The following is a 12246-nucleotide window of genomic DNA, read 5'->3' as shown; positions in this document are numbered from 1 at the left end:
ATGGACGCTATCGTGAAACAACCTGGCGTAAAATCAATCATCGGTGGTGGTGACTCAGCTGCCGCAGCCATCAACCTTGGCCGTGCAGACAAGTTCTCATGGATTTCTACTGGTGGTGGTGCTTCAATGGAACTCCTTGAAGGTAAAGTATTACCAGGACTTGCAGCACTGACTGAGAAATAAGCAGTAAACCTAGAATATTTAATATTCTATAAAACTATAATAAGAGAAGGACTAGTAAAGACTGGTCCTTTCTTTTTTACGCAAAATCTGTGGAACAGAGAGGGAAGAGAAAACCAAAAATAGACATTATGCAATCAATGTCCAAAAAACAAAAAAGGTAAATAAACTGAGGAAAAAATGCTTGCAAAACGAGGGAAAACTTGATAGGATAAAGATATATATTCTGATGCTTAAAGAAAGTCAAAATGAGAATGGAGCTTCCGGTAGGAGGTTTCAATTATTTTTTGATTTTCAGAGGGCTTGGGAAAACTGCTGACTGTAAAAGTTAGCAGAGGGAGGAGAAAAATGAAGAAAAAAGAAGTTTTTGGTTTTCGGAAAAACAAGGCTGTTAAAACTTTATGCGGTGCTGTTCTAGGTGCGGCTTTTTTAACGTCAACGATGCAAGTAAGAGCAGATGAAGTGGTATCTGATACTAATGGTCCTGTCAATACTGAAATGGTAGGTACTGGAAATGCAGCGACTAATCTGCCTCAAGCTCAAGGGCCAGCCAGTCAGGCATCTAAAGAGAGTCAGGCGCGAGCAGGTCAGGCGGACGGCGGTGTGACAGTTACCGTTCCAACAGTTGCTTTAGATGAAAGCGTCAAAAAGGCTCAAGAAGCTGGGCTGACAGTGGTCAAAGACCCAGCTGTTGACAAAGGAGTGGCCCAGACTGCTCAAGAAACTGCAGACAAAAAAGCGGAGATTGCAGCAGATTATCAAGCTCAGGTAACCGAGATTGATACCAAGGTCAAGGAGTACAAAGAAAAAGTATCAGCCTACGAGGCGGAAGTGGCTCGGATTACAGCAGAAAACAAAGCGATAGCGGAGCAATATGCTAAAGATTTGGCTGCCCATCAGGCAGAAGTAGCTCGGATCACAGCAGAAAATGCTCAGCTGAAAGCAGCTTATGAAGCAGCACTGAGCAAGTACAAAACTGATTTAGCAGCGGTTCAAAAGACGAATGCGGATAATGCGGCAGCCTATCAAGCAGCTAAAGCGGCCTATGATGCAGAATTAGCTCGTGTTCAAAAACTAAATGCGGAAACAAAGGCTAATTATGATGCGGCTCTGGCGGCTTATGCTAGTGAGCTGGACCGTGTTCAGAAGGCGAATGCGGCGGCTAAGGCCCGGTACGAAAAAGCTTTAGCGGATACTCAAGCTGCCAATGCTAAGATTGCTGCTGATAATGAAGCTATTAAACAGAGGAATGCGGCTGCAAAAGAGGCCTACGAGGCAGCACTTGCCCAATATCAAACAGATTTAGCTACTGTCCGAAAGACCAATGCTGATAATGAAGCGGCATATCAAGCTGCTCAGGCGAATTATCAGGCAGAATTGGCCCGTATCCAAAAGGAAAATCAAGATAAAAAAGCTCAATATGAAGCAGATTTAGCAGCTTATGAAGCTAAAAAGACTCAAATTGAAGCTGAAAATGCAGCAGCTCAAAAAGAATATGAGCAAAAGCTGGCAGAGAACCAAGCTAAGAATGCCACTATAGCAGCTGAAAATGAAGAAATCAAGAAGCGTAATGCTCAAGCCCAAGCAAATTATCAAGCTCAGTTGGCCCAGTATAATGCTGATTTGGCTGTCTATAATACAAAATTAGCCAAGTATCAGCAAGATAAGGCTAAGTATGATGCCGAACAGGCCAAGATTAAGGCTGGACTGGCTATCGCAGAAGCAAAGAAGACTGAAGACGGGCATCTGAGCCGTCCAATTGCGCAAAGTCTGGTTTTCAAATCAGAACCTAATGCTGATCTGTCACTGACTACAACTGGTGAGTTCGTCAGCTATGCTGGCATGGAAGCCGCTGTGAAGAATACTGCAGAGTTTTCTAAGAAACTCTTCCAGTTGGACAACTTCAAAGTAACAGATATTCAAAATGCTAACTATCAGACCAATCAGCAGGAAAGCTTTGGTACGGTTGGCAAGTATGCAGACTATAGTTCTAACGTAACAAGTGGTAAAGGGCCGACTGAATGGTCTTCTGTTTTGCTGAGCCGCGGTCAGTCTGCAACAGCAACCTATACAAATCTTCAGGGAACTTATTATCGAGGGAAAAAAGTTTCTAAAATCGTTTATACTTATACTCTTGATCCAAGCTCCCAATTCCGCAATGATAAGGCTTGGTTAGGTATTTTTAAAGATCCAACCATGGGAGTGTTTGCTTCAGCTTATACAGGAAATTTTGAAGATGCAACCTCTCTCTTTGTGAAGACGGAATTTGTCTTTTATGATGATAAAGGCCAACCGATTAATTTTGACCAGGCCTTGATGTCCGTGGCTTCCCTCAACCGTGAAGCTAACTCTATCGAAATGGCCAAAGATTATACCGGAACTTTCAACAAGATTTCAGGTTCATCTATTGGTGAAAAGAACGGCCAAATTTATGCGACCGAGTCTGAAAACTTCAAAAAAGGAGTTGGCGGATCTCGCTTTACCATGTATAAGAATGCTCAGCCAGACTCAGGCTGGGACACTACAGATGCTCCAAATTCATGGTATGGAGCAGGAGCGGTGGAAATTTCTGGTACAACCAACAGCATGACGATTGGAACGATTTCCTCTTCTGAAGTGTTAGGCCAGCCAGAGGCTACTGATCCACGTAGGGCTGACAAACTAGCTGCTAAGAAACCAAATATTTGGTTTGCGATTAATGGTGATGTTCGAGCGAATGATCTGCCAATCATCACAGTAGAAGAACCGGAAGCGCCAGTAGCTCCTACAGCTCCTGCAGTGCCAACTGAAGAAGCGCTTAAGCCTTTGGATCCAACTCCAACTACACCAACACCGAAGGCTCTTCCAACACCTCCGGCAGCACCGACTTATGAAAAAGATCCGACGCCACCGACGCGTACACCAGATACACAAGAGCCTAGTAAGCCTTCTGAGCCAAGCTATGAAGTAGAAAAAACTGTCCGGCCAGCAGTGGTAGAACCGACCTATGAAAAAGAGCCAACACCTCCGGCAGCACCGACTTATGAGAAGGAGCCGGAAGCGCCAACTCCTACACCAGATACACCGGAGCCTAATAAGCCGGTAGAACCAACTTATAGCCCGCTTCCAACTAGACCAGCGGAGCCTGTTTATCAAAAAGAGCCAGCAGCGCCAGTAGTACCGACTGTGCATTATCATTATGCTCTTTTACAATCTCAGCCGCTGATCAATAAAGAAATTCAAAATGACCAAGGCACCAATATTGATAAGACTCTTGTAGCTAAGCAGTCTGTCGTTCAGTTTGCCTTAAAGACAGAAGCTCTTCCAGCTGGACGCAGCGAGACGACTTCTTTTGTCATTGCTGATCCGTTGCCAAGTGGTTATGAAGTTGACTTAGAAGCAACAAAAGCTGCTAGCGCAGGTTTTGACGTCAGCTATGATAAGGCTAGTCACACAGTGACATTTAAAGCAACTGCAGCAACCTTAGCTACTTATAACGCTGATACGACCAAAGAAGTTGCTACGCTCTTTCCAACAGTGGTTGGCCGAGTACTCAATGATGGCGCAACCTATACTAATAATTTCACCCTGACAGTCAATGATGCCTATGGTGTCCGCTCAAATGTCGTACGCGTGACTACGCCAGGCAAGCCAGACGATTCAGACAATCCTAGCAATAATTACATCAAGCCAACCAAGGTCAATAAAAACAAGGCAGGATTGGTGATTGATGGTAAGGAAGTCTTGGCTGGTTCGACCAATTACTACGAGCTGACTTGGGATTTGGACCAGTATAAGGGTGACAAGTCATCTAAGAGCACGATTCAAAAAGGTTTCTACTATGTAGATGACTATCCAGAAGAAGCACTTGAACTTCGTCCGGAATTAGTCAAGCTAGTAGATGCGGATGGCAAGGCTGTGGCAGGTGTGACAGTAACTCACTATGAGAGTCTTGAAACAGCACCTACTGCTGTTCGGGAGCTCCTTCAAAAGGCCAATATCACTGTTAAAGGCTCCTTCCAACTCTTTGCAGCAGACGATGCCCAAGCATTTTATGACCAATATGTCGTAACAGGTAAATCTTTGACCATTACAAGTCCTATGGCGGTCAAAGAAGGAATGGGCCGCACAGGTGGTAAATTCGAGAACCGGGCTTATCAAATTGACTTTGGAAATGGTTATGCGACAGACGTAGTCGTGAACAATATTCCTAAAATCAGTCCTGAAAAAGATATTACATTGAGTCTTGATCCAACAAGTGCAGAGAACTTGGATGGCAAGGAACTGACTTTGGGACGGCATTTTAACTATCGTCTCATCGGAGGCTTGATCCCTGCTAACCACTCTGAAGGTTTGACAGACTATAGCTTTATGGATGATTATGACCAACGAGGAGATGAGTACACGGGTGCTTACAAAACCTTTGCCAAAGTGGACATCACGCTCAAAGATGGTAAGGTGATAAAGGCTGGTACAGATTTGACTGAGTATACAGCTGCGAATATTGATCTTGAGAAAGGCTTGATTTCTATTCGTTTCAAGGAAGAATTCTTAGAGACTATTTCTCTGAATTCAGCTTTTCAGGCTGAAACTTATCTACAGATGAAGCGAATTGCTGCAGGTACCTTTGAAAATACCTACATAAATACGGTCAACCATGTAGTCTATGCTTCAAATACAGTTACAACAGTCACTCCTAAGTCACAGCATCTGATTGTTTCGGGTGTAAACGATCCAAGAAGAGCCAATCCAACTCCAGTGGCTAAAAAGATTCCTGTTTCTCTTCTGCCAGAAACGGGAGCCAAAGATGCAGTCTATCTGCCATATCTAGGTTTAGCAGCCATTATTGGTGCTTTAGGTCTAGGAAAATTGAAAGGTAAAGAAGACTGATAATAGATGAGGCTAGGAAATCCCTAGCCTTTTTATCCTTAAAAATACTGCTAAATCTCATGTAGCAAAAGTCTAAATCATTTGTAACATGACAAAAACATAACTCTAAAAAAACTGACATGTAAATGAGGTATGATTTTTTTATCAACAAATTATACGGAGAAAAACAGTTATGAAAAAAGCATTTGCTAAAGCAACTCTTGGTTTAACTTCTACAGCTTTTTTGGCGACAATCGGCACTCAAGCTGTCAATGCAGATTCTTACGTTGTCCAGCAAGGGGACTCTTTTTTTGCCATTGCTAGTGCCAATGGGATGAATCCTTACGAACTTGCTGCCAATAATGGAAAATCAATTTTTGATACGATTAACCCAGGAGATGTGCTGCAAGTAAATGGTACAGCTTTGGCTCAGACTTACAATCCATACAGTGCTCCAGCTTATGAAGCGACAAGCGATGCTGCTTTGGTATCTGATACCGAAGATGTTGTCTTAAATACACCAACTGACTATGGCAATTCTTACCCAATCGGTCAATGTACCTGGGGTGTGAAAGAAATGGCGCCTTGGGCAAGCAACTGGTGGGGCAATGCTAATACTTGGGCGATCAATGCTGGTGCTCAGGGTTATGCAACAGGAAATGTCCCAGTAGCAGGCGCTATTGCAGTTTGGGATGGCGGTGAATACGGACACGTTGCTTATGTGACAGATGTGCAAAGCGACAGCTCTATCCAAGTCTTGGAAGCCAACTACAATCGCCAAAAGCAGATTAACAACTATCGTGGCTACTTTAACCCGAATGAATTTATGGGTGGAGTTACCTACATTTATCCAAACTAAAGATAATAACAACGAGGCTGGGATAAAGAATATCTCAGCCTGCTTTGTGTGATAGGAGAGAGTTCTTGATGCGGTAGCTGATAGAGCTTTTTCTTTGTGCGGGAAAAGTCCTGAGCAGAAAGAGTTTTTTTGAGGCGAAATATGTTAAAATGAAGAGAGGGAGGATTTCCAGGAAGGAGTCTAATGAGTTATTTCAATAAGTACAAGTTTGATAAATCGAAATTTCGTCTGGGCATGCGTACCTTTAAGACCGGTCTGGCTGTTTTCATCATTCTACTGCTCTTTGGCCTTTTTGGTTGGAAAGGCCTGCAAATTGGTGCTTTAACGGCGGTCTTTAGTCTTCGTGAGGATTTTGATCAGAGTGTCCACTTCGGGACATCGCGAATCTTGGGAAACAGCATCGGTGGTTTTTACGCTCTGCTATTTTTCATTGTCAATAGTGTTTTTAAGGAGCAGTATTGGGTCACCCTCCTTTTGGTGCCGGTTTGTACCATGCTGACAATCATGACCAATGTCGCCATGAACAACAAGGCTGGAGTCATTGGCGGAGTATCTGCTATGCTGATTATTACGCTATCCATTCGGCCGGAAGATACCATCTTGTATGTCTTTGCCAGAATCTTTGAAACCTTTATGGGAGTCTTTGTTGCAATTCTGGTAAATTCTGATATAGATCGGCTGCGAACCATCTTTGAAAAGAAAAAATAAAATCCGTGTAAGAAAATCTGACATTATTTCTTGACATAAGATTTATTTCGTCCTATAATAGTGCGTAGAGAGGAATTTGAATGAAGGAAAAAGAGTTTCGCCGAAACATGGCAGTCTTTCCCATCGGCAGTGTTATGAAACTGACGGACCTATCTGCCCGTCAGATCCGTTATTATGAAAATCAGAATCTGATTACCCCTGCTCGGAATGAGGGGAATCGTCGGATGTATTCTTTGAATGATATGGACCGCCTTTTAGAAATTAAGGATTATATTTCGGAAGGACATAATATCGCTGCGATTAAGAGGAAATATGCTGAGCGTGAAGCCAAGTCCCGAAAGACCATTAGTGACAAAGATGTCCGTCGTGCCCTGCATCATGACATCTTGCAGCAAGGCCGTTTTGCTTCTTCTCTGCCAACCTTTGGTCAGATGCGTCGACCATAGCTATTTTGTTTGAATTACAAGGAGAAATTTAATGTCTATTACAGCAGCTGATATCCGTCGCGAAGTAAAAGAGAAAAATGTTACCTTTATTCGTCTTATGTTCTCTGATATTTTAGGGACTATGAAGAATGTAGAAATTCCTGCCACGGATGAACAGCTTGACAAGGTCTTATCCAATAAAGCCATGTTTGATGGTTCTTCCATTGAAGGTTTTGTCCGTATCAATGAATCAGATATGTATCTTTATCCTGATCTGGATACTTGGACGGTCTTTCCTTGGGGGGATGAAAATGGCAGTGTAGCGGGTCTGATTTGTGATGTTTACACAACTGATCATGTACCGTTTCTAGGGGATCCCCGGAGTAACCTCAAGCGCGCCCTCAAGCATATGGAAGAGCTGGGATTCAAGTCCTTTAACCTCGGACCAGAGCCAGAGTTTTTCCTCTTTAAGCTGGATGAAAATGGCGATCCGACGCTGGAAGTAAATGACAAGGGCGGTTATTTTGACTTGGCGCCGACAGATTTGGCAGACAATACTCGTCGGGAAATCGTCAATGTCCTGACCAAGATGGGCTTTGAAGTAGAAGCTAGTCACCATGAGGTAGCAGTCGGCCAGCACGAGATTGACTTTAAGTATGATGAAGTGCTTCGAGCTTGTGATAAGATTCAGATTTTCAAGCTGGTGGTGAAGACCATTGCTCGCAAGCACGGTTTGTATGCAACCTTTATGGCTAAGCCTAAGTTTGGCATTGCGGGATCTGGTATGCACTGTAATATGTCTCTCTTTGATCAAGACGGAAATAATGCCTTCTTCGATCCAGAAGATCCAAAAGGTATGCAGCTGTCAGAAACAGCCTACCATTTCTTGGGTGGTTTGATTAATCATGCTTATAACTATACAGCTATCATGAATCCAACGGTTAACTCATACAAACGTCTTGTTCCTGGCTATGAAGCGCCAGTTTATATCGCTTGGGCGGGACGCAATCGTTCACCGTTGGTGCGCGTGCCGGCTTCTCGTGGTATGGGTACTCGCTTGGAACTGCGCTCCGTTGACCCAATGGCCAATCCATATATTGCTATGGCTGTTCTCTTGGAAGTTGGACTGCACGGTGTTGAAAATAAAATCGAAGCTCCAGCCCCAATCGAAGAGAATATCTATATCATGACTCCTGAAGAGCGTAAGGAAGCAGGAATTACAGACCTGCCATCAACTCTTCACAATGCCTTGAAGGCCTTAACAGAGGATGAAGTCGTTAAAGCAGCACTTGGCGAGCATATCTATACGAGCTTTTTAGAAGCTAAGCGTATCGAGTGGGCTAGCTATGCAACCTTTGTCTCTCAATGGGAAGTGGATAATTATTTAGATTTATATTAAACTTAGAGCAGGAGGATTGGCATATCCCCTGCTTTTTCGTGGAGGAGAAAGATGGAAAAATTTCATGATTTTATAAAGCGGGTTTTTGATGAGCAATATGAGGCTTGTTTTGGTTCAGGTATGCTTGAAAAACTTGAACCTCAAGATTATTATTTAAGGCGGGAAGAAGATGGCCAGTTAATTGCCTTACTCCATGTCCAACAGGTGCTGGAAAACATTCATATCAAGGCTTTGGTGGTGGATAAAGAATATCAGAAAAGAGGATTGGGAGCCAGTCTGCTGGCAGAATTAGAAGAAAAGGCTGCAGAAGCTGGAGTAACTAGCATTACCTTGTCCACTAAATCTTATCAGGCCAAGGATTTTTACATCAAGCAAGGCTATGAAATCTACGCCAGTCTAGCAGATGTCCCGCAAAAGGGCATTACCAAATATCATTTTATCAAACGATTAAACTGAGCTATTTTCAATAAATGGAAGCCAATTTGGCTTCTGTTTTTTAATGTTTATTTGCATACATTCAGTATGTATGTTAAAATAAAGTTTAAGAAAAGGAGAACAAATGATTACCAGTTTATATCCGGTTTTAATGAGTGAAGACCTTAATCAAGCGGCACAATTTTTCGTTGACCATTTCCAATTTCAGGAAACCTTCCATTCAGATTGGTATATTAGTTTAAAGAATATCGAGAGTGGTTTTGAGCTTGCTTTTATTGATAGTAAGCATGGGACAGTGCCACAAGCCTACCAGTCTAAGGCGAGTGGCCTGATCATCAATATCGAAGTTGACAATGTGGATTGTCTTTATGAAGAATTGCGTCAGCAAGAAGAAATGGAGTTCCTTCTTCCCATTAAGAGTGAAGATTTTGGTCAGCGCCATTTCATTGTGAAAGCGCCGGGTTCTGTTTTGGTTGATGTAATTCAAGTCATTCCACCTAGTGCTGAGTTTGCGGCAAATTATTTGGAGAGTGAAGATGAATAAAAAACAGCAGGCTTCCTTAGAGACAAGCAAGAAAATATTAGCTATCGCCCGGAAACATTTTTCTTTAAAGGGTTTTTCAGAAACTTCCTTGGAAGAAATTGTAGATGAGTTGGGAATGACAAGAGGTGCACTTTATCACCATTTCGGGAATAAGAAGACTTTATTTACCGCCGTACTAGCACAAATTCAGTCCGAACTGGGGGCTTATGTAGAAAAAAACGCCCTGGAAGCACAGGATTCTTGGGAGCAGTTGGTGGAAGGCTGTGTTGCTTTTGTTCGTTTTGCGACCTTGACGGAAAATAAACGTATTCTCCTGCTTGATGGTCCCAATGTCGTTGAGTGGAAAGAGTGGCGTCGTCAGGACGAGGCTAATTCTTTCTTTCATTTGAGAGAGCAATTAGACATTTTATCTAAAGAAGGAAGACTTATCTCTATTGATCTGGATATGGCGGCTCATATGATTTCAGGTGCCTTGAATGAGTTGTCTCTTTTTCTAGCTGAGAAAGAGGAAGAAGCAGAAGTTAGAAAAGCAGTGAGAAGTCTGTTAAGGGGATTTAGAAATTATGGCGAAAAAGGTTAAAGATTATTATGATTTGGTTTATGCGGAGGATTTGGGCCGTCGCTTGCAAACAGTAACAGATAAATTTGATGCTCAGCATTTTATGTCTCTAGTTGAAAGCGAATTAGAGGCTTTGGAATTTACTCAGCGTCAAGAGTTGCTGGCAAGGAGTATCAAAGAATGCTTGCCGCTTTCTTATGCTGATTCTCTGAAGGTTTTTGAGCAGATACTTGGTCCGGAGTTAGAGGGCGGCTTGGGTATGTTCTCAGAAGGGTACTGGTTGTGGCCGATTGGCAAATACGTAGAACTTTACGGAAGTCAGGAATTCGAGCTGAGTGCAGCCTTCAGCAAGGAATTAACCAAGCGATTTACTGGAGAATTTTCCATGCGGCCCTTGCTGGCTAATTATCCTAAAGCTACCATGGATTTACTGCTAGAGTGGAGCCGAGATGAGAATATGCGCGTCCGCAGATTAGCCAGCGAGTGTATGCGTATCCGACTGCCTTGGGCTAAGAAGCAGACTGTGGTCTTAGATTATTTTGATGAGTTTACCGCTATTTTAAGGAATCTAAAGGATGATGCGGATAAATCAATCCAAAAAAGTGTCGCTAATAATCTGAATGATTTATACAAAGAAGATCCTGAAAAGTTTGAGTGTATCATTCAAGCTTGGCAAAAGGAAGAATTGAGTCCGAGTTGCGTTTGGATTATCAAGCATGCTTCGCGAACAAAAAATAAAGCAGAAAAATAAGCTTTGCTAGATTTAGCAAAGCTTATTTTTTAGTTGTCTTCGTCTGGTGTAAGCACCATCGGAATGATAATCGGTTCGCGCTCAGTGCTTTCGTAGAGGAAAGGACGCAAGGCGTTGACGATAGCGCCGCTGACAGATTGGACGCTGGCATCTTTATTCTTGAGTGCAATGCGAATAGCATTGAAGAGGATGCGCTGGCTTTGGCGAATGAGGTCACCTGATTCGCGCATGTAGATAAAGCCACGGCTGAGAATATCTGGACCGGCTAAAATCATCTTGGACTCAAAATCAACCGTCGCGACAGCCAGGACAACGCCGTCCTCTGACAGGTCTTTACGGTCGCGCAGGACTGCAGCTCCGATTTCACCAATGCGGTTCCCATCAACATAAATATCTTGAGCGTTGAAGCTGCCGGCAATACGGGCTGAGTCAGCTGTCAGAGCCAGCACATCACCATTGCTCATGATGAAGATATTGTCTTTTGGTACTCCAGTATCAACGGCTAGGCCTGCATGGACTTTTTGCATACGGTATTCACCATGGACTGGCATGAAATATTTAGGCTTGATTAAGCGGAGCATGAGTTTCTGCTCTTGTTGGCCACCGTGTCCAGAGGTGTGGATGTTGTTAATCTTACCGTGAATCACTTCTACACCAGCCTCGGAAATGATATTAATCAGCTTGTTAACGCTGGTCGTATTACCAGGGATAGGGCTAGATGAGAAGATAACTGTATCTCCTGGCTGCAGCTGAACCTGACGGTGGGTACCATTAGCAATCCGAGACAGGGCTGCCATCGGCTCACCCTGACTTCCGGTACACATAATCAGCACTTCGCCAGCTGGATAGTCCTTGAGTTCATTTGGCTCGATGAAGGTATCTTTAGGAACCTTGATATAGCCCAGCTCAATCCCGTTGACAATAGCCTTTTCCATGGATCTGCCAAAGACCGCAATCTTACGACCGGTCTTGACAGCAGCATCTGCTGCCTGCTGGAGCCGGAAGATGTTTGAGGCAAAGGAGGCGAAAATAATCCGTCCATGAATGCTTTCGATAATCTTCATGATAGACTGTCCGACCACTTTTTCGGAATTGGTAAAAGTAGGAACTTCAGCATTGGTCGAGTCAGATAGGAGACAGAGAACGCCTTCCTCACCCAGAGCAGCCATACGGTGCAAGTCTGCCGGCTCACCGACTGGTGTAAAGTCAAACTTGAAGTCACCGGTACAGACAATCTTACCCTGCGGGGTATGGATGACAATTCCCAAGGGCTCTGGAATAGAGTGGGTTGTCCGGAAGAAAGTAGCTTTCAGATGCTTGAACTGTAGTTCTGTGTTTTGATTGATTTCATAAAGCTTAGCATCGCGCAATAGACCATGCTCTTCTAGCTTACCGCGAATGAGAGCAAGAGCCAAAGGACCAGCATAGATAGGAACATTGGCTTGCTTGAGCAGGAAAGGAATACCGCCGATATGGTCCTCGTGCCCGTGGGTGATGAGGACAGCTTTTACGCGGTCAATATTTTCTACGATATAAGA

General features: G+C 43.5%; 11 protein-coding genes. 10 read left to right on the top strand and 1 reads right to left on the bottom strand.

Features of this window, described 5'->3' with window-relative positions:
- The 10 genes from pgk to RWS24_RS10070 form a co-directional block, all read left to right on the top strand.
- Positions 1-183: phosphoglycerate kinase (gene pgk, locus RWS24_RS10115; RefSeq protein ID WP_031264311.1), on the top strand; the 183-nt coding region annotated here is incomplete at its 5' end.
- Positions 184-483: 300 nt separating this feature from the next.
- Positions 484-5049, top strand: coding sequence for an antigen I/II family LPXTG-anchored adhesin (locus RWS24_RS10110; protein ID WP_314367166.1), 4566 nt, complete (start codon positions 484-486; stop codon positions 5047-5049).
- 172 nt (positions 5050-5221) lie between these two features.
- On the top strand, positions 5222-5887 hold the full coding sequence (locus RWS24_RS10105; protein ID WP_125342606.1) for a CHAP domain-containing protein: 666 nt from the start codon (positions 5222-5224) through the stop codon (positions 5885-5887).
- 183 nt (positions 5888-6070) lie between these two features.
- Positions 6071-6595, top strand: coding sequence for an aromatic acid exporter family protein (locus tag RWS24_RS10100; protein WP_125342605.1), 525 nt, complete (start codon positions 6071-6073; stop codon positions 6593-6595).
- A gap of 80 nt (positions 6596-6675) precedes the next feature.
- Positions 6676-7041, top strand: a complete 366-nt coding sequence (locus RWS24_RS10095; RefSeq protein WP_314367161.1) for a MerR family transcriptional regulator — start codon at positions 6676-6678, stop codon at positions 7039-7041.
- Between the two features lie 31 nt (positions 7042-7072).
- A complete protein-coding gene (gene glnA / locus RWS24_RS10090; protein WP_002896640.1) occupies positions 7073-8419 on the top strand; it encodes a type I glutamate--ammonia ligase in 1347 nt (448 codons plus the stop codon).
- Positions 8420-8470: 51 nt separating this feature from the next.
- Entirely contained in the window at positions 8471-8875 is a 405-nt protein-coding gene (locus RWS24_RS10085) for a GNAT family N-acetyltransferase (RefSeq protein ID WP_314367157.1), read from the top strand.
- A gap of 103 nt (positions 8876-8978) precedes the next feature.
- Positions 8979-9398: a VOC family protein gene (locus RWS24_RS10080; protein WP_125445412.1), complete on the top strand. Its 420-nt coding sequence runs from the start codon at positions 8979-8981 to the stop codon at positions 9396-9398.
- Complete coding sequence (locus RWS24_RS10075) at positions 9391-9978, top strand: TetR/AcrR family transcriptional regulator (protein WP_002916080.1); 588 nt, start codon at positions 9391-9393, stop codon at positions 9976-9978. The genes RWS24_RS10080 and RWS24_RS10075 overlap by 8 nt, the downstream gene beginning before the upstream one ends.
- Positions 9962-10708 carry a DNA alkylation repair protein gene (locus tag RWS24_RS10070; protein ID WP_002916078.1) on the top strand — a complete coding sequence of 249 codons (747 nt, stop codon included), beginning with the start codon at positions 9962-9964 and terminating at the stop codon, positions 10706-10708. The genes RWS24_RS10075 and RWS24_RS10070 overlap by 17 nt, the downstream gene beginning before the upstream one ends.
- 29 nt (positions 10709-10737) lie before the next feature.
- On the opposite strand, the gene rnjA is transcribed toward RWS24_RS10070, so the two are convergent.
- Positions 10738-12246: ribonuclease J1 (gene rnjA / locus RWS24_RS10065; protein ID WP_314367152.1), on the bottom strand; the 1509-nt coding region annotated here is incomplete at its 5' end.

It is taken from the genome of uncultured Streptococcus sp. (assembly GCF_963528215.1).
Lineage (GTDB): Bacteria > Bacillota > Bacilli > Lactobacillales > Streptococcaceae > Streptococcus.
The sequence above is the reverse complement of the archived record's forward strand: the minus strand, read 5'-3'. Positions and strand labels throughout refer to the sequence as shown.

Bases quoted from the DNA above. Each gene is read 5' to 3' on its own strand.
- RWS24_RS10105 (WP_125342606.1), top strand. From the start codon at position 5,222: ATGAAAAAAGCATTTGCTAAAGCAACTCTTGGTTTAACTTCTACAGCT.
- RWS24_RS10100 (WP_125342605.1), top strand. From the start codon at position 6,071: ATGAGTTATTTCAATAAGTACAAGTTTGATAAATCGAAATTTCGTCTG.
- RWS24_RS10095 (WP_314367161.1), top strand. From the start codon at position 6,676: ATGAAGGAAAAAGAGTTTCGCCGAAACATGGCAGTCTTTCCCATCGGC.
- glnA (WP_002896640.1), top strand. From the start codon at position 7,073: ATGTCTATTACAGCAGCTGATATCCGTCGCGAAGTAAAAGAGAAAAAT.
- RWS24_RS10085 (WP_314367157.1), top strand. From the start codon at position 8,471: ATGGAAAAATTTCATGATTTTATAAAGCGGGTTTTTGATGAGCAATAT.
- RWS24_RS10080 (WP_125445412.1), top strand. From the start codon at position 8,979: ATGATTACCAGTTTATATCCGGTTTTAATGAGTGAAGACCTTAATCAA.
- RWS24_RS10075 (WP_002916080.1), top strand. From the start codon at position 9,391: ATGAATAAAAAACAGCAGGCTTCCTTAGAGACAAGCAAGAAAATATTA.
- RWS24_RS10070 (WP_002916078.1), top strand. From the start codon at position 9,962: ATGGCGAAAAAGGTTAAAGATTATTATGATTTGGTTTATGCGGAGGAT.